At 54.8% G+C, this 24,690-nt stretch carries 25 protein-coding genes; 19 read left to right on the plus strand and 6 right to left on the minus strand.

Translation table 11 applies throughout. The features are described 5' to 3' along the window. Positions 1–745, minus strand: a 745-nt coding sequence (locus tag TA5113_RS13550; protein ID WP_258953930.1) for a tRNA (adenosine(37)-N6)-dimethylallyltransferase, incomplete at its 3' end; no start/stop codon positions are given. Between the two features lie 119 nt (positions 746–864). Between TA5113_RS13550 and pyrH the strand changes: the two genes are divergently transcribed. The 12 genes from pyrH (at position 865) to lpxB (ending at position 11,913) form a co-directional block, all read left to right on the plus strand. Next, positions 865–1,599, plus strand: coding sequence for a UMP kinase (gene pyrH / locus TA5113_RS13555; protein WP_106387458.1), 735 nt, complete (start codon positions 865–867; stop codon positions 1,597–1,599). Between the two features lie 59 nt (positions 1,600–1,658). Further along, a complete protein-coding gene (gene frr / locus TA5113_RS13560; RefSeq protein ID WP_058314358.1) occupies positions 1,659–2,222 on the plus strand; it encodes a ribosome recycling factor in 564 nt (187 codons plus the stop codon). Between the two features lie 21 nt (positions 2,223–2,243). Beyond that, positions 2,244–2,966, plus strand: coding sequence for an undecaprenyl pyrophosphate synthase (uppS, locus tag TA5113_RS13565; protein WP_245627132.1), 723 nt, complete (start codon positions 2,244–2,246; stop codon positions 2,964–2,966). After that, positions 2,963–3,739 carry a phosphatidate cytidylyltransferase gene (locus TA5113_RS13570; protein WP_058314356.1) on the plus strand — a complete coding sequence of 259 codons (777 nt, stop codon included), beginning with the start codon at positions 2,963–2,965 and terminating at the stop codon, positions 3,737–3,739. Before uppS ends, TA5113_RS13570 begins: the two co-directional genes overlap by 4 nt. Before the next feature lie 121 nt (positions 3,740–3,860). After that, positions 3,861–5,210 carry an RIP metalloprotease RseP gene (gene rseP, locus TA5113_RS13575; RefSeq protein WP_058314355.1) on the plus strand — a complete coding sequence of 450 codons (1,350 nt, stop codon included), beginning with the start codon at positions 3,861–3,863 and terminating at the stop codon, positions 5,208–5,210. 108 nt (positions 5,211–5,318) lie between these two features. Next, complete coding sequence (locus TA5113_RS17025; RefSeq protein WP_165589428.1) at positions 5,319–5,459, plus strand: hypothetical protein; 141 nt, start codon at positions 5,319–5,321, stop codon at positions 5,457–5,459. 175 nt (positions 5,460–5,634) lie between these two features. Further along, entirely contained in the window at positions 5,635–8,016 is a 2,382-nt protein-coding gene (bamA, locus tag TA5113_RS13580; RefSeq protein ID WP_058314354.1) for an outer membrane protein assembly factor BamA, read from the plus strand. Between the two features lie 10 nt (positions 8,017–8,026). After that, complete coding sequence (locus tag TA5113_RS13585; RefSeq protein ID WP_165589429.1) at positions 8,027–8,590, plus strand: OmpH/Skp family outer membrane protein; 564 nt, start codon at positions 8,027–8,029, stop codon at positions 8,588–8,590. Between the two features lie 87 nt (positions 8,591–8,677). Next, positions 8,678–9,142 carry a 3-hydroxyacyl-ACP dehydratase FabZ gene (gene fabZ / locus TA5113_RS13590; RefSeq protein WP_058314352.1) on the plus strand — a complete coding sequence of 155 codons (465 nt, stop codon included), beginning with the start codon at positions 8,678–8,680 and terminating at the stop codon, positions 9,140–9,142. A gap of 4 nt (positions 9,143–9,146) precedes the next feature. Beyond that, the gene (gene lpxA / locus TA5113_RS13595) at positions 9,147–9,944 is read left to right on the plus strand and encodes an acyl-ACP--UDP-N-acetylglucosamine O-acyltransferase (RefSeq protein ID WP_058314351.1); all 798 of its coding nucleotides are present in this window, start codon (positions 9,147–9,149) and stop codon (positions 9,942–9,944) included. A 10-nt stretch (positions 9,945–9,954) separates the two neighbouring features. Continuing rightward, a complete protein-coding gene (locus TA5113_RS13600; protein ID WP_058314350.1) occupies positions 9,955–10,755 on the plus strand; it encodes an LpxI family protein in 801 nt (266 codons plus the stop codon). Continuing rightward, positions 10,756–11,913, plus strand: coding sequence for a lipid-A-disaccharide synthase (lpxB, locus tag TA5113_RS13605; protein WP_058314349.1), 1,158 nt, complete (start codon positions 10,756–10,758; stop codon positions 11,911–11,913). Between the two features lie 84 nt (positions 11,914–11,997). Here lpxB and mnmA read toward each other — a convergent pair whose 3' ends face one another. After that, positions 11,998–13,152 carry a tRNA 2-thiouridine(34) synthase MnmA gene (mnmA, locus tag TA5113_RS13610; RefSeq protein WP_058314348.1) on the minus strand — a complete coding sequence of 385 codons (1,155 nt, stop codon included), beginning with the start codon at positions 13,150–13,152 and terminating at the stop codon, positions 11,998–12,000. Positions 13,153–13,364: 212 nt separating this feature from the next. Here mnmA and sciP point away from each other — a divergent pair, with 212 nt between their 5' ends. The 5 genes from sciP (at position 13,365) to TA5113_RS17250 (ending at position 19,148) form a co-directional block, all read left to right on the plus strand. Next, on the plus strand, positions 13,365–13,643 hold the full coding sequence (sciP, locus tag TA5113_RS13615; RefSeq protein ID WP_058314499.1) for a CtrA inhibitor SciP: 279 nt from the start codon (positions 13,365–13,367) through the stop codon (positions 13,641–13,643). A 90-nt stretch (positions 13,644–13,733) separates the two neighbouring features. Beyond that, entirely contained in the window at positions 13,734–14,453 is a 720-nt protein-coding gene (gene ctrA / locus TA5113_RS13620) for a response regulator transcription factor CtrA (RefSeq protein WP_058314347.1), read from the plus strand. 125 nt (positions 14,454–14,578) lie between these two features. Next, complete coding sequence (gene ligA, locus TA5113_RS13625) at positions 14,579–16,831, plus strand: NAD-dependent DNA ligase LigA (protein WP_058314346.1); 2,253 nt, start codon at positions 14,579–14,581, stop codon at positions 16,829–16,831. Continuing rightward, on the plus strand, positions 16,828–18,918 hold the full coding sequence (gene recG, locus TA5113_RS13630) for an ATP-dependent DNA helicase RecG (protein WP_058314345.1): 2,091 nt from the start codon (positions 16,828–16,830) through the stop codon (positions 18,916–18,918). Before ligA ends, recG begins: the two co-directional genes overlap by 4 nt. Before the next feature lie 107 nt (positions 18,919–19,025). Continuing rightward, entirely contained in the window at positions 19,026–19,148 is a 123-nt protein-coding gene (locus TA5113_RS17250; protein WP_258953931.1) for a hypothetical protein, read from the plus strand. Between the two features lie 256 nt (positions 19,149–19,404). Here TA5113_RS17250 and TA5113_RS13635 read toward each other — a convergent pair whose 3' ends face one another. After that, entirely contained in the window at positions 19,405–19,857 is a 453-nt protein-coding gene (locus TA5113_RS13635; protein WP_058314498.1) for an iron-sulfur cluster assembly scaffold protein, read from the minus strand. A 65-nt stretch (positions 19,858–19,922) separates the two neighbouring features. Between TA5113_RS13635 and hisI the strand changes: the two genes are divergently transcribed. Continuing rightward, a complete protein-coding gene (hisI, locus tag TA5113_RS13640; RefSeq protein ID WP_058314344.1) occupies positions 19,923–20,318 on the plus strand; it encodes a phosphoribosyl-AMP cyclohydrolase in 396 nt (131 codons plus the stop codon). Between the two features lie 128 nt (positions 20,319–20,446). Here hisI and gluQRS read toward each other — a convergent pair whose 3' ends face one another. The 3 genes from gluQRS to TA5113_RS13655 all read right to left on the minus strand — a co-directional run bounded on the left by gluQRS (position 20,447) and on the right by TA5113_RS13655 (position 23,877). Continuing rightward, positions 20,447–21,286 carry a tRNA glutamyl-Q(34) synthetase GluQRS gene (gene gluQRS / locus TA5113_RS13645; RefSeq protein ID WP_058314343.1) on the minus strand — a complete coding sequence of 280 codons (840 nt, stop codon included), beginning with the start codon at positions 21,284–21,286 and terminating at the stop codon, positions 20,447–20,449. Positions 21,287–21,313: 27 nt separating this feature from the next. Next, positions 21,314–22,672 carry a methylenetetrahydrofolate--tRNA-(uracil(54)-C(5))-methyltransferase (FADH(2)-oxidizing) TrmFO gene (gene trmFO / locus TA5113_RS13650; protein WP_058314342.1) on the minus strand — a complete coding sequence of 453 codons (1,359 nt, stop codon included), beginning with the start codon at positions 22,670–22,672 and terminating at the stop codon, positions 21,314–21,316. Between the two features lie 419 nt (positions 22,673–23,091). Then, the gene (locus TA5113_RS13655) at positions 23,092–23,877 is read right to left on the minus strand and encodes an enoyl-CoA hydratase (RefSeq protein WP_058314497.1); all 786 of its coding nucleotides are present in this window, start codon (positions 23,875–23,877) and stop codon (positions 23,092–23,094) included. A gap of 94 nt (positions 23,878–23,971) precedes the next feature. Here TA5113_RS13655 and TA5113_RS13660 point away from each other — a divergent pair, with 94 nt between their 5' ends. Continuing rightward, entirely contained in the window at positions 23,972–24,397 is a 426-nt protein-coding gene (locus TA5113_RS13660) for a PaaI family thioesterase (protein WP_058314496.1), read from the plus strand. The last annotated feature ends 293 nt before the right edge of the window (positions 24,398–24,690 follow it).

Below are 24,690 nucleotides of genomic sequence, written 5' to 3' on the forward strand. Positions count from 1 at the left end.
AGGCAATCAATTCTGGGGCGCCGATGGCTTTGGAACTTGGTAAGTCCGGGTTCCAGCCATGAAGGTTGGCTTCAGCTTCTTCCATCGCGCCCAGTTCGAGCATCAGATTAAAGCGCCGCGCAATCCTCTCATTAAGCCAGTCCTTGTCGGCATCCATCACGAAAGCAGCGCAGTTTTCGAGTGGCAATAGCGGGGGCGGGGTTTGGTCTTGCCAATGCCAGATGGGTTTCCCGGTGGCTGTCATGACTTCCCAAGCCCGTTGGACACGCATCGGGTTTTGTTGATCGATGCGCCGCAAGGTTTCTGTGTCGAGTTCCGCACGCAGCGCTTCAAACCCTTCGGCGGCCACGCGTGCATTTGCGGTCTCTCTCAACTTAGTTGGAGTCGCAGGTATCTCTGCTAGGCCTTCGGTGAGCGCGCTGAAATAAAGGCCGGTCCCGCCGACGATAATGGGGCGTTTTGCGCCGTCTATGAATTCAGAAACATCCCGCAGCCAGTGACCAACAGAATAGTCATCTGTCTTTCCCACATGCCCATAAAGTGCGTGCGGGGCTTGGGCTTCGTCTTCCTCCGAAGGTCGCGCAGAGAGGACACGCCAGTTCTCATAAACTTGAAGCGCATCGGCGTTGACGATGATTCCCCCTTGAGCTGCCGCAATCTCTAGCGCGAGGGCGCTTTTGCCGCTTGCGGTTGGCCCGGCGATCAGTACTGGCTGATCCGGGGCCAGCGCATCCATGTCGATCATGCAATTAAATTCCGCGTTTTGGCCTAAGGCCGCTCAAGAGGTGGTTTCTTCGATTGAATATGTCTGCGAATTCAGACATCTTGCGCGCAATTTACATGCCAGTCGTGACGGAGTGCAATATGGCCGATCAAACCCCAAGTTCCGCCCCTAAATATAAACGCGTCATGCTGAAGATTTCGGGGGAGGCTTTGATGGGGGATCAAGGTTTCGGCCTGCACCCGCCAACGGTTCAGCGCATCGCGCAAGAAATCAAATCGGTACATGACCTTGGCGTTGAGATTTGCCTTGTGATCGGTGGTGGCAACATTTTCCGCGGTCTTTCCGGGTCCGCACAGGGCATGGAACGCACTACTGCGGACTACATGGGCATGCTGGCAACTGTTATGAACGCGCTGGGGATGCAGTCTGCTTTGGAAGAAGTGGGCGTCTTTACCCGGGTGATTTCTGCGATCCGGATGGATGAAGTGGCAGAGCCTTACATCCGCCGCCGCGCGGTGCGCCACTTGGAAAAACAGCGTGTTTGTATTTTTGCGGCAGGCACCGGTAACCCTTATTTCACAACCGATACTGCAGCGACACTTCGTGCCAACGAAATGGCCTGTGAAGCGATCTTTATGGGCAAGAACGGCGTTGACGGCGTCTACGACAAAGATCCGAAAGAGCACGCGGATGCGGTGCGCTATGACGAGATCAGCTATGACGATGTTCTGGCCAAGCGCCTGAAAGTCATGGATGCGTCTGCGATTGCCTTGGCACGTGACAACAACTTGCCACTGATCGTCTTTGGGCTGGATGAGCCGGGCGGCTTTAAAGGCATTCTTGCTGGTGAGGGGACCTATACAAAGGTCCAGTAACCTCGTTAAGGTAATAAAAACAATCTCGGGATATCCCGACAAGCATAGAGCAAACCGCCATGTCTGAAGAATTTGAACTTGATACCGATGATCTGACCCGCCGTATGGACGGCGCAATGTCTAACCTGAAAACTGAATTTGCCTCCCTGCGCACAGGGCGCGCATCCGCAGCGATGCTTGAGCCAGTGCAGGTTGATGCTTACGGATCTATGACACCGATCAACCAGGTGGGCACAGTGAACGTGCCAGAGCCGCGCATGGTCACCATCAATGTTTGGGACAAAGGTCTGGTGGGCAAGGTTGAAAAGGCGATCCGCGAATCCGGTCTGGGCATCAACCCTCAGCTGAATGGCACGATCATCATGCTGCCGATCCCCGAGCTTAACGAAGAACGCCGCCGCGAGCTTGGCAAGGTTGCAGGTCAATATGCTGAAAGCGCCCGCGTTTCGATCCGCAACGTGCGTCGAGATGGCATGGACCAGATCAAGAAGGCGAAAAATGACGGCATGTCCGAAGATGACCAGAAGCTCTGGGAATCGGAGATGCAGGAGCTGACAGATAGCTACATCAAGAACGTCGATGATGCGCTGGAAGCAAAACAAGCCGAGATCATGCAGGTCTAACGGCTGACGAGGATGACGAGTATGGTCAGTGAAGACCCCCAAAAGGGGCCGCGTCATGTGGCCATAATCATGGATGGTAACGGTCGTTGGGCGCAGGCAAAAGGGCGCCCGCGACTTTTTGGCCACCATGCAGGGGCGCGGCGCGTGAAAGAGATTGTTCGCGCATGTAAGCCCTTGGACGTAAAGTACCTTACAATTTTTGCCTTCTCGACAGAGAACTGGAAGCGCACACAAAGTGAAGTTTCCGGTCTCATGACCCTGTTTCGTCAGTATATCAAACGCGAAATGCGCGGTTTGAAAGAAGAAGGTGTGCGCGTCCGCTTTATTGGCGACCGCGTGCGGCTAGACGACAAGCTCCTCGAGATGATGGATGATCTGGAAGAGGTGACCAAAGACAATGACGTGGTCAACCTAACGATCGCCATCAACTACGGTGGTCGAGATGAAGTGGCCCGTGCCACAAAACGCCTAGCCACGGATGTGGCTGCGGGCAATCTTGATCCCGAATCTGTGGATGAAGAAACGCTTACAAGGTATTTGGATACAAGGGTTTTGCCTGATCCTGATCTTGTGATCCGTACGAGCGGTGAAGCACGCATTTCGAACTTCTTGCTCTGGCAATCTGCCTATTCTGAATATGAGTTCATCGATACGTTGTGGCCCGACTTCTCAGAAGACGAGTTTTGCAAAGTTGTCGGCTCTTTCGGCAAACGTAAACGCCGTTTTGGGGCCGTGCCTGCATGACGTCCCAAGGTAAATGGGGCGACCTTCAAGCACGGGTATTGTCGGCCGTCGTTATGCTGGCGGTGGGGTTGGTTGCCCTGTGGCAAGGGGGCATTCTTTTCCACGCGCTGGTTGCCTGTGTCGCCGGGGGCATGATCTGGGAACTCACGCGACTGATCGCGCATGACAAGCCGTCCTGGCCAATCCAAATGGGCGCTGTTGTGACCTTGGCGTTGTTCGTGCTCTATTTTATACCGCCGTTTTTTGCGCTTCCGATCCTTCTTGCGCCTGTATTGGTTGCGCTGAGCGGAATGACCGCTGATCGGCTGCGCTACGCGCTTTATGCGATCGGATTGCTGGTTGCGTGTTTTGGATTGACCGTGCTTCGGGAACAGGGTGGCCTAGAGCGGGTGCTTTGGTTGATCTTGCTAGTCGTCGCCACTGATATTGCAGGTTATTTTGCGGGAAAAATGATCGGTGGCCCAAAATTCTGGCCATCGCTTAGCCCCAAGAAAACCTGGTCAGGTACGTCCGCGGGTTGGGTTGCGGCTTTTGTTGTCGGTCTGATCTTTGGTGGCTTTTGGTTGGGCTTGATCAGTGTCGCCGTTTCCTTTGCCAGTCAGCTAGGCGATATATCTGAAAGCGCGCTAAAGCGCAGGGCAGGGGTGAAGGACAGTAGTAACCTTCTTCCAGGTCATGGCGGATTGCTGGATCGCTTTGATGGGCTCGTGGCCGCAGCTTTGCTTGTGACTTTGATTTCTGCCTTTATTGGCCTTCCAACTCTTCCGAATTAAAGAAAATGCCCTAAATCGGTCGTAATCCCATGTTTTGACTCTGTGATTGACCCGGCGAATAAAACCGACGATCAAGCGGCAAAACAAATGCGATTGGCGAACAGGCAAAGGACTTAGCACTTTGGATCTTTCATCCCTTCTTCCGAGCTTTCAAAACGGCGCATTGACCATTGTGGCCTTTGTGGTGGCCCTGTCCATCATCGTCGCGATCCACGAATACGGTCATTACATCGTTGGGCGTTGGTCGGGGATCCATGCGGAAGTGTTCTCTCTCGGCTTTGGGCCCGTGCTTTTTTCCCGCGTCGACAAACGGGGTACGAAATGGCAATTGGCCGCCATTCCATTGGGCGGCTACGTTCGTTTTAAAGGCGATGCGAATGCAGCTTCTGCGGGCGCGGACGGGGAGGTGATTTCGACCCTAAGCGATGAAGAGTTGCGTTCGACAATGCATGGCGCTCCGCTTTGGGCGCGGTCTGCGACCGTTGCCGCTGGGCCGCTGTTTAACTTTGCGCTCACGATCATCATTTTTACTGCTGTGATCATGTCTCAAGGCGTTGTTGGCGAGAAACTCATTGTGGGTGAGCTACGCGAACTGCCGACGCAAGAGTACACGTTGCAAGAAGGTGACGTTGTCCTCGGCATCAACGGTGTCACGCTACCAGACGGCGAAGACGCGAATGAAGCAGACGCCTTCCGAGACGGCCTGCCAAACACGAATACACTCGACTATCAGGTCGAGCGTGATGGCGATGAGATAACAGTCACCGGCCCGCACTTCTACCCGCCTTATATCTCCCATGTGGCCCCTCAAAGTGCCGCCTTTGCCAGCGGTCTTAAGGAAGGTGACGTCATAACCGGTGTGAATGGCAAAGACATCTTTGCCTTTAGCGAGCTTAAAGACGTTGTCGAAAGCTCAGACGGCGCCACCCTGAAGCTGGATGTCTGGCGTGACGGTTCTGTGCAAGCGTTTGAAATGACTCCGAAACGGGTAGATGAACCCTTGCCTGAAGGTGGTTTCCACACCCAATGGCGTATTGGCATCGGCGGTGGTTTTGCTTTTGATCCGGCGACTGAACCTGCTGGTTTTGGCCTCGCGGTCAGCTCTGCCGTTGCGCAGACTGGAAATATCATCGAAGGATCGATTTCGGGTCTTTATCACATGGTGACCGGTGCGATCAGCAGCTGCAATCTGTCTGGCCCGATCGGCATCGCTCAGGTGTCTGGAGCGGTGGCGAGCCAAGGGTCGGGTGATTTCATCCGCTTTATCGCTGTGCTTTCGACGGCGATTGGTCTTTTGAACCTCTTCCCAATCCCTGTTTTGGATGGGGGGCATCTGGTATTTTACGCCTATGAGGCTGTGGCGCGACGCAAGCCAAGTGAGAAAGTGACGCGGGTTTTGATGACGATTGGGTTGGCGATGATCCTGTCCTTGATGCTGTTTGGGCTAACGAACGATTTGTTCTGCCCTTAACGGCAGGAATCGACGTCCTTTAACCATTAAAACTCCGCTTCGCCCTAATCTTGCCCGATTTATCCCTGATAAGTCGGGCTGTGAGGCAGATTAACGGCGGAGTTGGCCATGCAAACGATTCAAAATGGATACCGTGCCATGAACGTTCTATGGAACGTGAACTGGGAACGTTTGGCGTTTCCGGCAGCGATTTTGATGAGCCTTGGCATCGCGGCGGAACTGGGCAGTATGGGCTTTTTCTGGCACTGATCCCGAAGGGACAAGCGTACATTTCTGAACCGCAAAATCCCCAATTATTTCAAATCGTCACAAACATCTTTTGATTGCCACGTGATCCTGCCGATTGCGTGGTTTGTGTTTTTGACAATGCAGCCTATTCCCGCTACTCAGTTTGTGACTGGGATGTCTGACAGGAATAAGAATTATGAGCAGGACTACTGGGGGCGCTGCCAGCCGCCGCACCTTGCGTAAGGGCACGTTGCGTAGCACGGCGATTGCACTTTCTTTATTGATTTCAACAGGTTTTGTGGCTGCACCTAATTTTGCAGAAGCCCAAAGCTATCGTTTCTCGAGTTTTGTTGTAGAAGGAAATAACCGCATTGAAGATGCGGCCATTGCTTCATATGCAGGAATCGCTCAGGGGCAGGTGGTCTCTGCGGGTGACCTAAACGACGCATATCAACGCATTTTGGCGACAGGTTTGTTTGAAACTGTCGAAATCGTTCCGGCAGGAAACCGGTTGATTGTCCGCGTCACGGAGTTCCCAACCATCAACGTCGTGCGATTTGAAGGCAACCGCCGCCTAAAAGATGATGTTTTGGAAGCCGTCGTGGAATCCCAGTCCCGTCGTGTTCTAAACCCAGCTACCGCAGAACGCGATGCAGACGCGATTGCGGAAGCTTACGCCCAGGCAGGCCGTATTGCCGCACGGGTAACGCCACGGGTGATCCGTCGTTCTGAAAACCGGGCTGACCTCGTTTTTGAGATTTTTGAAGGCTCTGTCGCTGAAATCGAACGGCTAAGCTTTGTTGGCAACCGCGTTTATTCGGACCGCCGCCTGCGCCGCGAACTTGGTACCAAGCAAGCGGGCCTTCTGCGTGCGTTTGTACGTCGGGATACATTGGTTGAGGACCGCATAGAATTCGACAAACAGCTGCTGCGTGATTTCTATCAGTCCCGCGGGTATGTTGATTTCCGGGTCACCGGCGTGAACGCCGAGCTGGCTCGAGAACGGGATGCCTACTTCCTGACCTTTAACGTGGAAGAGGGGCAAAAGTTCACCTTTGGTGAGATCACGGTTGTAAGTGACTTGCCGGAAGTTGATGTTGAGACCTTTGAAAAGACTCTGCGTATTCGGACAGGCAAAACATATTCTCCGCTATTGGTAGAAAATGCGATTGCGCGGATGGAAAAACGAGCCTCCCAAGAGGCATTGGATTTCGTGCGGGTTGAACCACGCATCACTCGGAACGACCGCGACTTGAGTCTAGATGTGGAATTCGCCCTTGTCCGCGGGCCACGTATTTTCGTCGAGCGCATTGATATCGAGGGCAACACCACGACTCTGGACCGCGTTGTGCGTCGCCAATTCAAGGTCGCGGAAGGGGACCCTTTCAACCCACGTGAGATCCGTGAGTCCGCAGAACGTATTCGCGCGCTTGGGTTCTTTTCTACTTCTGATGTGAATGCACGCCAGGGCTCTACGCCAGATCAAGTTGTTGTTGATGTGGATGTCGAAGAACAGCCCACCGGGTCTTTGAGCTTCGGCGGTACGTACTCTACCGACTCTGGGTTCGGTTTGGTTGCAGGATTCTCTGAACGGAACTTCTTGGGTCGGGGGCAGACGCTCTCGGTTAATGTCTCAACCTCACCTGACGTAAATGACTACCAGCTGAGTTTCGTTGAACCCGCATTTTTGGGCCGCGATGTCGCGCTTGGCTTTAATTTAAGCTACCAAGATAGCAATTCTGGCTCGGTACGCTTTGAAAATACGACGGGGCGTTTCCAGCCATTCCTAGGTTTTGCTTTGGGTGAACAAAGCTCTTTGCGGTTGCAGTACACTTATGAAGATGTGGACATGAAGGTGCCTACTGCTGTGGGCGACCCTGCTCAGGTAACAGGTTCAATTATCAATACCGAAGGCGCTCGTGGTAAACTGAGCAATAGTTCTATCGGGTACACTTACAGCTTTGACTCACGGATCGGCGGTTTGAACCCAGACGCTGGTATCTTATTTGAAGTTGGTCAGGACATTTCTGGACCAGGAAGCGACGTCGAAATGATCCGCTCCACTGCGCGTGCGGTGGCTCAGACTAAAGTGCTGAACGGCGATGTAACACTTCGTGCGACACTAGCAGGCGGCGCAATCCACGCGCAGAACGACGACACTCGTGTGCATCATCGTTTTGCTTTGGGGAGTCGCCAGTTCCGTGGCTTTGAGCCATATGGAATGGGACCAAGAGAAATTTCGACCGCTGATAATGGCGCGACTGTGAATGACGGTTTAGGCGGCAAATTCTATGCGGTGGCACGTTTTGAAGCGGAGTTCCCATTGGGCTTGCCGGAAGAATACGGCATCTCTGGCGGTGTATTCTATGATGTCGGTTCCCTTTGGGGTGTCGATGGCACGCCAGCAGCCGGTAATTCGTTGCTCTATGATGACTTCACACTACGTCAAACAGTTGGGGTATCATTGTTCTGGGAAACGCCCATCGGTCCTTTGCAGTTTAATTGGTCTCGGGCGATCTCCAAAGAAGCGTTTGATAAAGAGCAGACGTTTAACCTGACCATTCGGACTGAATTCTAAGGTGACAATGTTGCTGCGTGCATTGGTTTTTGTGATCGGCATAGCATTTATGCCGGTCACGCTTGAGGCTCAGGCGCGCAACCTTCCTTCCAGTACAATACTGATAATAGACTCTGAGCGTCTTTACGCTGAAAGCAATTTCGGCCAGCGAGCGTTGACAGAGTTACAAGCTGAGACAGCTGTTTTGGCCGCAGAGTATCGCCGGATTGCTGCGGAACTTTCTGAGGAAGAGCAGGCGTTGACCGACAAGCGGCCAACCATGTCCCCTGAGGACTTCCGCAAAGTGGCTGATGCATTTGATGAACGGGTCGAAGGCATTCGCGCATTTGAGCAACAGCGCGAAAACGATCTAGCTGCAAATGCAGAAGCGGAGAAACGTCTTTTCTTCCAAGAGCTTGCGCCGGTGCTTGAAGTGGTGTTGCGCGAAAGCGGGGCGCTTGTGGTATTAGAAAAGAACTCGGTCTTTGCCTCTTCCAGCGTGTTAGATGTGACGGATCGGGTGATTGCGCAGGCCAATGTGATGCTGGGTGATGGCGCCGCGGAAGAAGAACAGCCAGACGGCGAAGAGAACTGATATATTCAATGGGCTGCTTGCTCAGCCGTGTTGCCCTTGTTAGGGACAGAAACAGCGAGCAACGATCGAACTAAACAGGAGAGAAAAATGAGCGAGACATTAAAATCCGCCGATATCCACTTGATCCAACGGATCATTCCACACCGTTACCCTTTCCTGTTGGTCGACAAAGTTGTTGATATTTATGGCTTTCAGTCAGCGACTGGCATCAAAAACGTCACCATGAACGAGCCGCATTTCCAAGGCCATTTCCCAGGCAATCCGATCATGCCAGGCGTGACCATTATTGAGGCCATGGCGCAGACTGCGGCGATTATGGTGGGCACAGAGCTTGGCATGGAAGACAAGAACATGCAGGTCTATTTTATGGCCATCGACAAGTGCAAGTTCCGCCGCATGGTGGTGCCGGGCGACGTGCTGGAAATGAAGCTGACCACCGTGCGCGGCAAGCCTGGCGGTAAGGTTTGGAAGTTCTCGGGCGTTGCCGAAGTTGAAGGTGAAATGGCGGCTGAGGCAGAATTCACCGCAATGATGGAACTGCCGAAAGCTTAATCCTATGGGAATTTCTTCCAAAGCAGAGATCCACCCATCCGCCGTTATCGAAGAGGGCGCTCAGATTGCAGCTGGCTGCAAAGTGGGGCCGTTCTCATTGGTGGGGCCTCAGGTCGTGCTGCATGAAGGTGTCGAGCTGAAATCCCATGTGGTAGTGACAGGCGATACCGAGGTCGGCGAAGATACCGTGATCTTCCCATTCTCAGTAATTGGCGAAATCCCACAGGATTTGAAGTTCAAGGGCGAAGCCAGCAAGCTGATCATCGGCAAACGCAATCGCATCCGCGAAGGTGTGACCATGAACTGCGGCACCGAAGGCGGTGGCGGGGTGACGAAGGTCGGCGACGATGGTCTGTTTATGCATGGCTGCCACGTGGCCCATGATGCACAGATTGGCGATCATGTGATCTTGGTAAATTCCGTCGCCATTGCAGGCCATTGCATCATTGAAGATCACGTTATTGTGGGTGGTCTATCCGGGGTGCACCAATTTGTCCGTATCGGCAAAGGTGCCATTATTGGTGCGCTGTCTATGGTCACGAATGACGTTATTCCTTACGGCTTGGTTCAAGGCCCACGCGCGCAGCTTGATGGTTTGAACCTCGTCGGCCTGAAACGCAGTGGCGTGGCGAGGGAAGACATCACTGCGCTGCGAGCGGCGTTTCAGATGCTGGCACAAGGGGAAGGCTCGTTCATGGAGCGCAGCAAGCGGCTGGGTGAGGAGAGCGACAGTTCTTACGTACAAGATATTGTCGAATTCGTGCTCGGCAATTCCGACCGCTCTTTCCTGACCCCACAATAAGAGGCTGGATTTGGGCCGTCTTGCGATCATTTCCGCCAAAGGGTTGTTGCCAGTAGAGCTGGCTCGTGCGGTCCCGGATGCTCTGGTCGTGACACTGAAAGGTGTGGATCATGATCAGACCGGGCCGGTCCACGAACACCAGTTTGAAAAACTGGGAGCGCTGTTTGTTGATCTAAAGTCTGAAGGCGTGAGCGAAGTGGTCTTTGCAGGTGCTATGTCGCGTCCTGCGCTGGACCCAGCAAATTTTGACGACTTCATGAAGGCCAACGCGCCGCGTCTCACCGCGGCGTTCGGGCAGGGCGATGATGCGTTGTTGCGCTTGGTGATTTCCTTTTTTGAGGAAAACAGTCTGACTGTGCGCGGTGCCCATGAGCTTCTTGAGATCACCGCGAAAACGGGGCTTATCGCGGGCCCTGCGCCCGACGAACAAGCGCTTGCTGATGCGGCGAAAGCTGCTGAAATTCTATCCGCGCTGTCTCCGCTGGACGTAGGGCAGGGCGCGTGTGTCGCCGCTGGTCTTTGCTTGGGCATTGAAACCCTGCAAGGCACCGATGCAATGCTGCAGTTTGTGGGGCAAACCGATCCAAATCTGCGCCGGGCCAAAGGCGTATTTGTGAAAGCCCCAAAGGCAGGTCAAGATCTGCGGGTCGACATGCCCGCCATCGGACCGGACACCATTCACAACGTCGCACAGGCGGGCCTCGCGGGCATTGCGCTCGCGGCCGGTCGGGTTCTGGTACTTGATCGCGAGGACTCGCTGAAACTCGCTGAAGACCTCGGTGTCTTTATCTACGGGTTGGAGGACCTTTAGATGAAGATCTACCTCATCGCCGGGGAGCTTTCGGGGGACAAGCTTGGGGCCTCACTGATGCAAGGTCTTAAAGCTCTGCGTGATGATCTGGAGTTCCATGGAGTGGGCGGGCCGTTGATGGAAGCGGAAGGCTTGGAAAGTCAATTTCCAATGCAAGAGCTCTCTGTCATGGGGATTGCCGAGGTGCTTCCGAAGTATTTCCATCTCAAGCGTCGTATTCGAGAATGCGCTGATGCAGTGATTGCGCTTCAGCCTGATGTGATGATCACCATCGATAGCCCCGATTTTTGCCTACGTGTGGCCAAACTTGTGAAAGCAGCAGGCGATACGCGGACGGTGCACTATGTCGCTCCATCGGTTTGGGCATGGCGTCCAAAGCGCGCAGACAAAATGGCGAAAAGCATCGATCAGGTACTTGCATTACTGCCTTTTGAGCCGCCGTACATGGAGGCTGCAGGGATGCGCTGTGACTTTGTGGGGCACCCGGTGGTGAATGAACCGGTGGCCAGAGGCGCAGAGGCGCAGGCATTTCGGGACATGCTCGGCTTACCCGATGCGCCTATCGCATTGATCTTGCCCGGAAGTCGCAAAAGTGAAGTCACCCGGCTTTTGCCGATCTTTGTTCCAGCGATGGACGCGTTGGCCAAATCGCGACCTGATTTGCGGTTCGTTTTGCCAACCACGGGGCCAGTTGCTGAGATCGTGAAAGAACAGGTCGCGGCGATGGCGCAGCCGCCGGTGATTTTGGATCCGACAGGGCAGGATCTTAATACATTCGCCCAACAAAAACGCGCAGCCTTTAAGGCCGCCAACGTAGCTTTGGCCGCTTCTGGCACCGTATCTTTGGAGCTTGCAGCATCGGAAACGCCGATGGTCATTGCTTATGACGTCAGTCCGATCAGCCGCATGATTTTCAAACGCATGTTGCGCATTGATACGGTGACATTGGCGAACCTGATCACCGACACCCGCGTGATCCCCGAACATTTGGCAGAGAACTGCACGGTAGAGAACATTGTGCCCAGCGTGCTGGATGTTTTAGAGCAGCCCGATGCACAGTTGCAGGTGGTCCGAGACACCATGGATAAGCTCGGCAAAGGCGGTGAGGACCCGGGTCTGCGTGCCGCTAAAGCGGTTTTGGATGGGCTGGATACGTAGGCCGGGCGTAGGGTGGGGTTTCACCCCACCATGAATCCGTTTTTATGAATGCAGAAATATGGAGGGGTAAAACCCCACCCTACATCACCCCCGCCAGATCCAGCCGCCGCCATAGATGCGGCTGCCTTCCGGGGCGTAAAACACACAAGCCTGTCCTGGCGAGACCCCTTCCTCAGGCGTCAGCAATTCAACCTCAGCCGTGGTCGGTCCAGTCGGACGAATGATCGCTTCCCGTGGAGGTCGCGTTGAACGCACTTTCACCGAAAGATGCCATTCTTTCTCGCTGTCAAAGGGTTCGTCCCCAAGCCAGTTGATTTCTTTCACCGGAATGGTCCGCGTGGCGAGCATCTCTTTTGGGCCCACCACAACTTGCTTTTTGTCCACGTCGAGCTTGACCACATAAAGCGGCTCAGACAGGCCTCCGATCCCAAGGCCGCGACGTTGGCCGATGGTGTAGTGCAGCACGCCGTTGTGTTTGCCACGTACGACACCTTCATGATCAACAATGTCACCGGGCTCTGCGGAACCGGGGCGCAGTTTCTCAATGACAGACGCATAGTCGCCATTTGGTACAAAGCAAATGTCTTGGCTGTCAGGCTTGTCAGCAACCGACAGCCCATATTCCGCCGCCAAAGCGCGCGTCGCTTCTTTGTTTGGCAAATGCCCCAATGGGAAGCGCAAATATGAGAGCTGCTCTGGTGTGGTGGAGAACAGGAAGTAGCTTTGGTCCTTACCTGCATTCTCTGCGGAATGCAGTTCTGCGCCGCGATTGCCCATCTTGCGCTGAATGTAATGGCCCGTCGCCATGCAGTCCGCTTCTAGGTCTTTGGCGGTTTCAAGCAGATCCTTGAACTTCACACGCTCGTTGCACCGGATGCAAGGCACCGGGGTCGCACCCCCCAGATAGCTGTCAGCAAATTCATCAATGACCGCATCTTGGAAGATATTTTCATAATCCAGAACGTAATGCGGAAAGCCTTTTTCCTCGGCCACTCGACGCGCATCATGGATATCAATCCCGGCGCAGCAGGCGCCTTTTTTGGCCAGCGCCGCCCCGTGATCATAAAGCTGGAGTGTCACACCCACCACGTCATAGCCCTCATCGGCCAGTTTCGCGGCGACAACAGAGCTATCAACCCCGCCCGACATAGCCACAACCACACGCGTTTCTGACGGGGGTTTGGCGAAGCCAAGGGAGTTAATTGGGTGCGTATTTTCCTGTGTTTTATCCAAAGCCATCGGGAAGTTCCAAAGCGAGCAGGGGGTGAACGTGAGGAATATAGGAAAATCCTAATTACTCTCAACCCCTCGTTTCACGTCCCGTTAAGCCCCTTTGTTGCAAAAGGCCAGTGCGAAACCGCTGCCGAAACGCTTTGTGATCAGGGGGCTGACTGTGCGTTTTGGCGGTGCGCGCGGGGGACGGGCAACGGTGTGAGCGGAAGGAAGATGGCATGTATTTGAAAAAGGCGGACGGGCGCAGGGCGGTCACCCTGCCGGATGGCAGTGTATTCTCGCAGGCGGATTTACCACCAAGGAGCACCCGACGATGGGTTGCCTCTCGCAAGGCCGCGGTGGTGCGTGGGGTGGTCTATGGGCTGATCAGTCAAAAGGATGCTTTAGACCGATACGGCCTTACAGAGGAGGAGTTCATGGAATGGCTGCGGGCCATTCGGAGCCATGGTGAGGATGGATTGAAGACGACGGCGCTACAAAAATATAGACAACTTTAGCGATAGTTTATAATTTCAAAATGAAATTAGTAAAAAGTTAAGACTATGGCATGCATGGTTAATTTTAGCTGCCAGTCTCGGAGAAATTGTATGCGTGTTTTATTGATTGAAGATGATCCTGCCACAGCTAAGAGCATCGAAATGATGCTGACCCATGCCAATCTGAACGTTTATGCGACGGATTTGGGCGAAGAAGGGGTCGATCTAGCAAAGCTTTATGATTACGACCTGATCCTTCTGGATCTGGGTCTGCCAGACATGATGGGCCATGAGGTGCTGCGCCAAATTCGACTTGCGCGGATTGAAACGCCAATTCTGATCCTGTCTGGTGCAGATGATACCGACAGCAAGCTTAAGGGGTTTGGTTTTGGCGCAGATGATTACTTAACGAAACCTTTCCATCGCGAAGAGCTGGTCGCGCGGATCCACGCGATTATTCGTCGCTCAAAAGGGCATTCGCAGTCCATTATCAATACGGGACGGGTTGCCGTTAATTTGGATGCAAAAACCGCAGATGTGGACGGCCAGCAGGTGCATTTGACCGGCAAAGAGTATCAGATGCTAGAGCTGCTCTCTTTGCGCAAAGGCACGACGCTGACGAAAGAGATGTTCTTAAACCATCTTTATGGCGGGATGGATGAACCGGAGCTCAAGATCATTGATGTGTTTATCTGCAAGCTACGTAAGAAGCTGACAGAGGCGACTGGCGGTGAAAATTACATCGAAACCGTTTGGGGGCGTGGGTATGTGCTGCGAGATCCAGCCGGGAACGAGAATGAAACACCAGAGGCCGTGGCGTTGCGGGCGTAAGACCCGACTTGATGACAAAAATTGGCGAGAGAAAGTAGCGTTAGATATGGTCTGACGCCACTTGTCTTCTGGACGAAGCCCGAGCCCCGTTTTATCTAAAAGGATAAGCAGGGGAAGCGCGCTTTATGACAGAAGAAAAAGACATCAATCAGCTTAGCGCAGATGAGGCAAAAGCAGAGCTGGCGCAGTTGGCACAAGTGCTGGGCGCAGCGAATGACGCTTATCACACCAAAGACGCGCCTGAGATATCAGATGCGGAATATGACAGGCTCAAGCGCCGGAACGCGGCAATTGAAGCGGCCTTTCCTGATCTGAAGCGAGCGGATAGCCCAAGCGATCAGGTGGGTGCACCTGCGGCGGATGGGTTTGGCAAGGTCACCCATGCCGTGGCGATGCTCTCATTGGGCAACGCGTTTGAAGATGAAGACGTCAGTGCTTTTGTTGAGCGCGTGCGAAATTTTCTGGGCGTCGATCAAAGCGCCGGGCTTTCCTTTACCGCAGAGCCCAAGATCGACGGGCTTAGCCTGTCGCTGCGATATGAGCAGGGGAAGCTTGTTCAAGCCGCCACTCGTGGTGATGGAGCGACCGGTGAAAACGTGACTGCCAACGCCTTGACCATCACCGATATCCCGCACCAAGTTTCAGATGCGCCCGATGTGCTGGAGGTACGCGGCGAAGTCTATATGAGCCACGCGGATTTTGCGGCGCTCAACGCGCGGCAAGCGGAAGCTGGCGATAAACCCTTTGCCAATCCACGAAATGCCGCCGCCGGGTCATTGCGCCAGTTGGACGCAAAGATCACGAAGTCCCGCCCGTTAAAGTTCTTTGCCTATGCATGGGGTGAGCTGTCTGAGCCTTTGGCAGAGACGCAATTTGGCGCCATTGAACGCTTGGCCGCGTTTGGCTTTTCGACCAACCCATTGACGCAGAAATGCAATTCCGCGGCGGAACTCATTTCTCATTATCGCTTGATCGAAGAACAACGCGCCACGCTGGGCTATGACATTGATGGGGTCGTCTACAAGGTGGACGATCTCGCGATGCAGGCGCGCCTTGGCTTCCGGTCCACCACACCTCGCTGGGCGATTGCCCATAAATTTGCCGCCGAAACCGCTTGGACGCGCTTGGAAGCGATCGACATTCAGGTGGGCCGCACGGGCGCATTGTCCCCGGTCGCGCGCCTGACGCCGGTGACCGTGGGCGGTGTGGTCGTGTCCAACGCCACGCTCCACAATGAGGATTACATCCGCGGTTTTGACAACAAGGGCCACAAAATCCGCGACGGAAAAGACATCCGGGAAGGCGATTGGGTTCAGGTCTACCGCGCCGGCGATGTGATCCCGAAAGTCGCGGATGTGGATCTTTCGAAACGTCCAGACGGCTCAGTGCCTTACGAATTTCCTACCTGCTGCCCAGAATGCGGCAGCCCGGCGGTGCGCGAAGAAGGCGACTCGGTCCGGTTCTGCACCGGCGGAATGGTCTGCCCGGCGCAGGCCAAAGAGAAGCTCAAACATTTCGTGGCGCGCAAGGCCTTTGACATTGAAGGGCTTGGCGCAAAACAGATCGAGATGTTCTTTGAGGATGAGGCGCTGCCCATCAAAGAACCTGCGGATATTTTCACTCTCGCGGAACGGGATGCGAACCAGCTGACCAAGCTGAAAAATCGCATGGGGTGGGGGGATCAAAGTGCAACCAACTTGTTTGCGGCCATTGAAGATAAACGCAACATCGCCTTCGCCCGCGCGCTTTTCGCTTTGGGCATTCGCCATGTGGGCGAAACTGCCGCCAAAGACCTAGCACTGCATTTCATGGACTGGAACGCGATGGTGGCCGCCGCGAACACCGCGCGCCCAGCGGCTCTGGCTTGGCGCAAAGCGGATGAGGCGGAAGATGCAGAGCGTAAAGCCGCGGAGGTCGCCGGGCGCAGCGCCAAAATCAAAGCCACCCGCGAGGCGGCGATTGCTGCGTGCCATGTTCCGATAGAGGCAACCACCGCATGGCAGGACCTAACCGGGATTGACGGGATCGGTGCGACAGTGGGGCTTTCCCTGACCGACGCCTTTGCCAATCCAGACGAGCGTGCGGCGATTGAGCGGTTGATCAATCAGCTCACGATCATCCCTCCAGAAGCGCCGTCAAAAGAAAGCCCCGTGGCGGGCAAGACCGTGGTCTTTACCGGCAAGTTAGAGAAAATGACCCGCGACGAGGCGAAGGTGCGTGCCGAAGGGCTTGGGGCGAAGGTCTCAAACTCCGTTTCCGGAAAAACAGATCTGCTGGTTGCTGGCCCGGGTGCAGGCTCAAAGGCGAAAAAGGCCGCGGATCTGGGCGTTGAAACCATCGATGAAGACGCCTGGCTTGCGTTGATTGAGGGGCTGTGAGCAGCCGCCCGGAAATCCTGTTTCCGCTTTTTGCGGATGTGACCAAGCTTGATGGCATTGGGCCCAAAGTCGCGCAGCATATTACGGCGATTGGGATAGAAAAGCCCCGTGATGTGTTGTTTTCATTGCCTTATTCGGTAATCGACCGGCGGCGGCGCGACACCATTCAAGGGGCAGAGATGCCCGGCGTTGTAACTGTCGCGGTCACCGTCGGCACCCACCGCGCACCGCGCAACCGCTCTGGGGCGTATCGGGTGACGGTCGAGGACGCAGAGACGAGTTTTCAATTGGTGTTTTTCCATGCGCGGGGGGATTACCTTCAGAAACAACTGCCGGAAGGCTCTCGGCGTTTGGTGTCGGGTAAGATCGAGCTGTTTGATGGCATCGCCCAAATGGTGCACCCCGATCATATGCTGCCCGAAGATGCAGCCGACACGATCCCCGATTTTGAACCAGTCTATCACCTGACGTCTGGTGTGACTCTGAAGACCATGACCAAAGCGGCTGCCTCTGCGCTGCGGCTTGCGCCAGAGTTGGACGAGTGGATTGACCCCAATCAAAAAGCCCAATCGGGCTGGCCAGATTGGCAGGACGCCATCAAGACCGCCCATCAACCGGCTGGAAGCAAAGATTTTTCGCCGACCAATCCCGCTCGGGAACGCTTGGCCTATGATGAGTTTTTCGCGCATCAAATGACGCTCGCCTTAGCGCGCAGCCAGCTAAAACGCGCCCCCGGCCGGATCAGCGAAGCGACGGGCAAACTGCAAGGCAAGGTGCTGGCCGCTTTGCCATACCGCCCGACCGGCGCCCAACAACGCGCGATTTCTGAGATTGCCGATGACATGGCTACCGCGCATCGCATGAACCGTTTGCTGCAGGGGGATGTGGGCGCGGGGAAGACGCTGGTCGCGTTCATGGCCATGCTGAATGCGGTGGAGGCTGGCGGGCAGGGCGTCATGATGGCCCCGACCGAGATTTTGGCGCGCCAGCATCTGCAAGGGCTGCGGCCATTAGCGGAGCAAGCGGGTGTGGTTGTCGAAATCCTCACTGGGCGCGACAAAGGCAAAGAGCGCAAAGCTAAACTAGAGGCTCTGAAAGCGGGCAACATCCATATTCTCGTGGGCACTCATGCGGTGTTCCAAAAGGACGTGGAGTTCATGGACCTGCGCCTTGCCATTGTGGACGAACAGCACCGGTTTGGGGTGCGTCAGCGGTTGGAGCTGGGTAAAAAAGGGGCGCAGGCGGATGTCTTGGTGATGACCGCCACGCCAATACCGCGCTCGCTGGCTTTGGCGCAATACGGGGATATGGATGTTTCGGTGCTGGACGAAAAGCCGCCGGGACGCCAGCCAATCACCACGGTCATGGTATCCGACAATCGCATTGACGAAGTTGTGGAACGGCTGCGGCAGGCGGTCACTGAGGGCAAGCAAGCCTATTGGGTGTGTCCGCTCGTGGAAGAAAGTGAGGTCATGGACCTCACGGCGGCGGAAGATCGGTTCAAAGCGCTGCGCGCGGCTTTGGGCGAGGGCGTTTGTGGTTTGGTGCACGGTCAAATGGCCCCGGCAGAGAAAGATGCGGCCATGGCCGATTTCGCGAGTGGCAAGACACAGGTCTTGGTCGCCACCACGGTGATCGAAGTCGGGGTCGATGTGCCCAACGCCACGATCATGGTGATTGAACGTGCGGAAAGCTTTGGCCTGGCCCAACTTCACCAGCTGCGCGGTCGCGTCGGGCGGGGGGATCAGGCCTCGACTTGTTTGCTGATGTATCAAGCGCCGCTGTCTGAAAATGGGCAGAAGCGGCTGAAGGTCATGCGCGACACGAATGACGGGTTCAAGATTTCTGAGACCGATCTGGAAATGCGTGGGGCAGGGGACTTGATTGGTACGGCGCAATCGGGCCTGCCGCGGTTCCGCATTGCTGACATAGAATCGCAGGCCGCATTGATGGCCGTTGCGCAAAGTGATGCCCGAAAGCTGCTCAATGACGATCCAGACCTGACATCGGAGCGCGGGCAGGCGGCGCGGGTGCTTCTGTGGCTCATGGAACAGGATCAAGCCATTCGTTTGATTTCAGTGGGTTAGCGTTTAATTCGATAAATGTTCTCAAATGTTCTCAAAAAGTTCTTGCATATGAGAACAAAAAATGAGAACAAATAAGCAACAAAACGATTGAGCGCAGGAACAAAGACATGATGACCCAGATCAAGACCGTGATCCGCAATTCCCAATTCACACTGCTACATGATGCAGTTGGGGCCGGTGCTTTGGTGGTTATGATGATCGTTGCTCTGCATATTCCCGGTCTTGCTTAAAGACACCTTGCTTAAGAACTTCTTACCGAAAGGATTTTGATTACCTCGGACTGCCTGGCGTTCAGGTAGAGGGCCGTTTCACACGCACCTGTCCCCAATTTGTGCGTACCGACTGAAACTGCCTGTCCCATACCTCAGTTATGTCTCTCGATGGGTCTGCCTCACAACATCCCATTTCGAAACATCCCTTGGCTTGAACGCATCCTTCGCCGCCTTCCTGTCCCGGAAGTGCGGCGATTTTTTTGGTTTGGGCTTTTTAGGCGCAGGCGGTTTGTTCGGCCTGATCAAAGGCTTCAAGCGTTGCCTCGAGCGAGAGCAAGATTGACGCGTGCCGGTTGCGGTAATCTGCGGCCGCGCGCAGAACCTCTAGGCCGTCAAAGGGCGCGGGTGGCGTAGGGCCGTTGTCTTTGAGCATGACTTTCAGGGCGTCACGCGCGCCTTCAACTTCGGCCTTTGAGCTGCCAATGACATTTTTGCCAACCACAGATGCGGCCGCTTGACCTAATGCGCAGGCTTTCACGTCTTGGGCATAGCCCGTGATTTTGCCGTCTTGAATTTTCACATCGACCGTGATGGTGGATCCACATAAGGGTGCGCGCTTTTTTACCGTTGCGTCCGGCGCATCGAGACGGTCCGTGTGGGGCATATCCGATGCAAGGGCAAGGATTTGCCCGGAGTAGAGTTTGATCAGATCGCTTTCCGCGGACATAACGGTTTCCTTTTGTTTGAGAGTCATAGATAGAGGGCGCGTTCAGAGATGCAAAGGCTTTCGATATGCACGAAGATGATTTTGGTATTTTTGATGTGAACCGGCTGAAGTTCAATGAAGCAGGTTTGATCCCGGCGATTGCGCAGGATGCGGATACGCATGACGTGCTGATGATGGCCTGGATGAATGCGGAATCTATTGAAAAGACTTTGGAAACTGGGAAAGTGACCTATTGGTCGCGGTCGCGTCAATCCTTCTGGGTCAAAGGCGAGACCAGCGGGCATACGCAAACGCTCGTGGATTTCCGCTTTGATTGCGATAGCGATTGTCTGCTGGTGATCGTGAAGCAGATTGGCCCTGCTTGCCACACCGGTCGAAAAAGCTGTTTTTACCGCGCGGTGCGCGATGGTGAGAGCGTTGAGCTTATGAAGCCAATGACGGATGGCGATCACTCCCACTGATTAAGAGGGCTCCGTCCACGTGCAAGGTAGGAGGGCTCTGCCCGCGCGGAATGAATGAGGGCTCTGCCCTCTTGGCCTATGGCCAATTCACCCGGGATATTTTTTCCAAAAAGAAGCGGTGGAACGGCCTAGAGGTCAATCATCCTGCGAATGTCTTCTGGGGTTGCACCTTCTGCGCGGAATTTGGAGAGCGCGCGCGCGTCGTCACGTTTGGCCAGGCGTTTGCCATGCTCATCCCGGATCAAACCATGGTGGTGATAGGTCGGGATCGGGAGTTCGAGCAGGGTCAGCAGGATCACTTGGATTGCGGTGAAGTCAAACAGGTCTTCGCCCCGCACCACATGGGTGATGCCTTGGGCGATGTCATCAAGGGCTGAGGCCAGAAAATAGGCGACAATGTCTTCGCCTTTGCGCGAAAGGACCACGTCGCCGATCTCTTGGATGGCGCGGTCAGGGTCAATGGTGTGATGGCCTTTGAACGTATTGCCGGTTTCTTCAAATGCTACCGTCTTATCACTGAGCTGGTTGAGCGCCCGGTCCAAGTGGATCCGCAGGGCGTCCCCCGGTTTGCGATCAGACATAGAGCGGTGTTTACAAGTGCCGGGATAGACTTCGTGCGTGACCCCTTCTTGAGGCGCTGCGAGTGCTGCCCGGATGTCTGCGCGACTGCAGGAACAGGGGTAGAGGAGATCCATCGCGGCAAGCTGTTCAAGTGCTGGCTCGTAAGATGAAAGCTGCTTGGATTGGCGCAGGATTGGCGTCTCCCATGTGAGACCAAGCCACGTGAGATCATCCACGATTTGCGCATCCCATTCAGGTTTTGAACGCTGCAAATCCGTGTCTTCCATGCGCAAAAGGAAGGCTCCGCCAGCTGCTTTGGCCATGTCATGGGCCACAATGGCCGAATAGGCATGGCCCAAATGCAAAGGTCCCGTAGGTGATGGGGCAAAGCGCGTGCGAAAGGTCAAAGGTTTCAAAGCCTTGTGTGGATGCGCTCAGACTTTAGCAGAGCTTACTTGCGCATCCAACCAGCCTTGCCATTCCGCTTTAGCGCGGTCCGTGTAAGCCTTGTAACGGTCCTTGCGACCGCGGCGACCGCCTTTTAGGCCTTCCACAGGTTGGAAGAGACCAAAGTTCACATTCATCGGTTGGAAGGTCTTCGCCTCAGCCCCGCCAGTGATATGATGCACCAATGCACCCATAGCTGTGTTGAGCGGTGCGGTTTCAAGGCTTTGGCCGAGAATTTCCGCAGCCGCCAGACGGCCTGCCAAAAGACCCATGGCCGCGCTTTCCACATAGCCTTCCACGCCAGTGATTTGGCCAGCGAAACGGATGTGGGGTTTGGACTTCAGACGCATTTGATCATCAAGCAAGGTGGGTGAGTTGATGAATGTGTTGCGGTGAATGCCACCAAGCCGTGCAAAAGACGCGTTTTCCAAACCCGGGATCATTTTGAACACTTCGGTTTGTGCGCCGTATTTCATCTTGGTCTGGAAACCAACAATGTTCATCAGCGTGCCAAGCGCGTTGTCATGGCGCAGCTGCACCACCGCATGGGCTTTTGTTTCAGGGTCATGGGGATTGGTGAGGCCAACCGGTTTCATCGGGCCAAAGCGCAACGTCTCGCGCCCCCGTTCCGCCATGACTTCGATTGGCAGGCAGCCATCAAAATAGCCAGCGGTTTCGCCTTCGTGGAATTCTGTCTTATCTGCCGCCAGCAGCGCGTCGATGAACGCCTCGTATTGGGCTTCCGTCATCGGGCAGTTCAAATAGGCTTTTTGCTCTTCTTCCGTTTCACCTTTGTCGTAGCGAGACTGAAACCAAGCGACGTCCATATTGACGGATTCGGTGTAGACGATCGGCGCGATGGCATCGAAGAAGGCCAAGGAATCCGCGCTGGTTTCAGCCTGAATGGCAGCCCCCAGACCCGCAGAGGTCAATGGGCCAGTGGCGATGATCCAATGGCCATCCGTTGGCAACTCGGTGATTTCTTCATACGAGACGCTAATATTTGGGTGGGATTTCAACGCAGCCGTGACGCTTTCCGCAAAAGGTTCGCGGTCAACAGCCAATGCACCACCCGCAGGAAGGCGGTGTTTGTCTGCGGTTCGCATAATCAAACCACCCGCCGCACGCATTTCCCAATGGAGCAGACCCACGGCGTTTTGCTCATCATCATCAGAGCGGAAAGAATTGGAACACACCATCTCGCCCAGATTGCCGGTCTGGTGCGCGAATGTTTCTACCTTAGGGCGCATCTCGTGGATCACCACGTTCACACCCATGTTGGCCGCCTGCCAAGCTGCCTCTGATCCGGCCATGCCGCCGCCGATGATATGCAATGTCTGTGTCATAGGCGCGACATAGGGCAGAATGGGGGCTTTGGAAAGGGCTGCAATCGGAGCGGGGGCCTAAGAGTCATTTGGGTCGCTGCGGCTTTGGACGGAACTGCCACGCTGGGCTAGGTCAGAGAGAGTTGACCTTGGAGGGACCGTCCGCCGTTCAGCGACCCAATGGTTCATCTAACGAAGTGCCATCAAATGATTTCGTCTTCGTTAACCCGGTTATGACACGCGGAATTTCATCGCGCTAGCCCAATCTGGGAAAAAATAGGGCGCAATATGGGAAACAATACCTAAAATTGCATAGAACCGGGGGAAATGGCCAAAAAACAATGGGTTGAAGCGTGGCTAATGATTGTTTTACGGCGTGGATCGCCATGTTTTTGCCACAATTGACCGGGGATTTGCGCCGATTTTCGGTAGATTACTGCTTATTGTGACCACTTGGGCGAACGCTTGTCCAAAAAGGCCGCGATTCCTTCTTCGGTGTCTTTGAAGAGCATGTTTTGCACCATGACGTCGCCCGCATAATCATAAGCGTCTGATGTGGTCATCGTGGCTTGCGCATAGAACGCTTCTTTGCCGATTTTCACCACAGAGCCGAGCTTTTCAGCGACCTTGGAGGCGAGCGCTTCTGTTTCGTCGGCAAGCTGATCATGGGGGACCGCTCGGTTGATCAGGCCCATCGCTTCGGCTTCTTGGGCGGAGGCAAAGCGACCGGTGGTCAACATCTCAAATGCCTTTTTGCGCGGGATATTGCGGGTCAGGGCCACCATTGGGGTCGAACAGAACAAACCGATATTAATACCGTTCACTCCGAACTTTGTGTTCTCTGCGGCAACCGCCATATCGCATGTGGCGACAAGTTGGCAGCCCGCCGCGGTGGCGATGCCGTGGACTTCTGCGATCACGGGCTGAGGAATGGATTGGATCGTGAGCATCAGTTTCGTGCATCGCGCGAAGAGATCCGCGAAATAGGCTTTGCCGCCGTCCTCAGACTGACGCCCAGCGGTCATCTGTTTGAGATCATGCCCGGCGCAGAAGGCTTTGCCGGCTCCAGAAAGGATAACAACGCGAATGCTCACTTCACTCGCGATGGTGTCAAGTTCGCTTTGCAAAGCCGCAAGCATTTCATCTGACAGGCAATTCAGGCGTTCCGGTATGTTCAATGTCAGCCGCGCAATCGCGCCAGTGTCGCAACGTTCTAAAATTGCCATCTTGTTCTCCTCCCAGATTGCCGCAAGCGTAAGGGGCACGGTGCCGCAAGCAAAGCACCGTGCAAAAAAACGTTACGGCGTTAAGGAGGATGTGATGCAGGCAGTGATGAGCATTGAAGAGATGCAAGCGTATCTCGATGAAGTGTTTCCGCAGATCAAAGGCAGCTTCTTGCTGGATCATTTGGATGGCAAAACCACTGTGATGCGCCTTATGGTCGAAGATCAGCACTTGCGGCCCGGCGGCACAGTGTCCGGGCCCACAATGTTTGCTTTGGCTGACGTGTCTGCCTATGTGGCGACGCTTGCTTGCGTTGGTCGAAAGGCACTGGCTGTGACCACCCATTGTTCTATCGATTTTATGCGCAAACCCGTCGCGGATCGGGATCTTGTGGCGACCGCAGAGCTTTTGAAACTTGGGCGCAGCTTGTCTGTTGTGAGTGTTTCTTTGCGTTCAGAAGGGCAGGAGGGGCTCGTGGCCCATGCGAGCCTGACCTATTCCATTCCACCCGAAAAATCCTAGCGGTCTCGGTCGAAAAAAAAGGCCGGGGACAAGCCCCGGCTTAAAGTGGTTTCTGACGTCCAACGGGGTTTGCGTCCGTCAGAAGATGTGGTTGCCCAGTGCAACCGCGACGTCGGGAGTGACACCGATGCCGCATCACGCCTTTGCTTCCAGGACAAAGTTCAGCGGAAGCTCAAGCGCTCATTCCTAAACCGAAACAGCCGCTTCGAATGTTGCTCCACAGCCTGTATTGGCGGGCGCGTTTTCGTAGCGGTTTTGTAACGGTTGCCTGATAAATTGTATTGATACAAAGC

The sequence above is a fragment of the Cognatishimia activa genome, assembly GCF_001458335.1.
GTDB lineage: Bacteria > Pseudomonadota > Alphaproteobacteria > Rhodobacterales > Rhodobacteraceae > Cognatishimia > Cognatishimia activa.

Bases quoted from the DNA above. Each gene is read 5' to 3' on its own strand.
- hisI (WP_058314344.1), top strand. From the start codon at position 19,923: ATGCACGAAGATGATTTTGGTATTTTTGATGTGAACCGGCTGAAGTTC.
- frr (WP_058314358.1), top strand. From the start codon at position 1,659: ATGTCTGAAGAATTTGAACTTGATACCGATGATCTGACCCGCCGTATG.
- TA5113_RS13655 (WP_058314497.1), bottom strand. From the start codon at position 23,877: ATGGCAATTTTAGAACGTTGCGACACTGGCGCGATTGCGCGGCTGACA.
- TA5113_RS17250 (WP_258953931.1), top strand. From the start codon at position 19,026: ATGATGACCCAGATCAAGACCGTGATCCGCAATTCCCAATTCACACTG.
- pyrH (WP_106387458.1), top strand. From the start codon at position 865: ATGGCCGATCAAACCCCAAGTTCCGCCCCTAAATATAAACGCGTCATG.
- TA5113_RS17025 (WP_165589428.1), top strand. From the start codon at position 5,319: ATGCAAACGATTCAAAATGGATACCGTGCCATGAACGTTCTATGGAAC.
- sciP (WP_058314499.1), top strand. From the start codon at position 13,365: ATGTATTTGAAAAAGGCGGACGGGCGCAGGGCGGTCACCCTGCCGGAT.
- uppS (WP_245627132.1), top strand. From the start codon at position 2,244: ATGGTCAGTGAAGACCCCCAAAAGGGGCCGCGTCATGTGGCCATAATC.
- TA5113_RS13570 (WP_058314356.1), top strand. From the start codon at position 2,963: ATGACGTCCCAAGGTAAATGGGGCGACCTTCAAGCACGGGTATTGTCG.
- lpxB (WP_058314349.1), top strand. From the start codon at position 10,756: ATGAAGATCTACCTCATCGCCGGGGAGCTTTCGGGGGACAAGCTTGGG.
- TA5113_RS13635 (WP_058314498.1), bottom strand. From the start codon at position 19,857: ATGTCCGCGGAAAGCGATCTGATCAAACTCTACTCCGGGCAAATCCTT.
- mnmA (WP_058314348.1), bottom strand. From the start codon at position 13,152: ATGGCTTTGGATAAAACACAGGAAAATACGCACCCAATTAACTCCCTT.
- TA5113_RS13660 (WP_058314496.1), top strand. From the start codon at position 23,972: ATGCAGGCAGTGATGAGCATTGAAGAGATGCAAGCGTATCTCGATGAA.
- ligA (WP_058314346.1), top strand. From the start codon at position 14,579: ATGACAGAAGAAAAAGACATCAATCAGCTTAGCGCAGATGAGGCAAAA.
- fabZ (WP_058314352.1), top strand. From the start codon at position 8,678: ATGAGCGAGACATTAAAATCCGCCGATATCCACTTGATCCAACGGATC.
- trmFO (WP_058314342.1), bottom strand. From the start codon at position 22,672: ATGACACAGACATTGCATATCATCGGCGGCGGCATGGCCGGATCAGAG.
- bamA (WP_058314354.1), top strand. From the start codon at position 5,635: ATGAGCAGGACTACTGGGGGCGCTGCCAGCCGCCGCACCTTGCGTAAG.
- lpxA (WP_058314351.1), top strand. From the start codon at position 9,147: ATGGGAATTTCTTCCAAAGCAGAGATCCACCCATCCGCCGTTATCGAA.
- ctrA (WP_058314347.1), top strand. From the start codon at position 13,734: ATGCGTGTTTTATTGATTGAAGATGATCCTGCCACAGCTAAGAGCATC.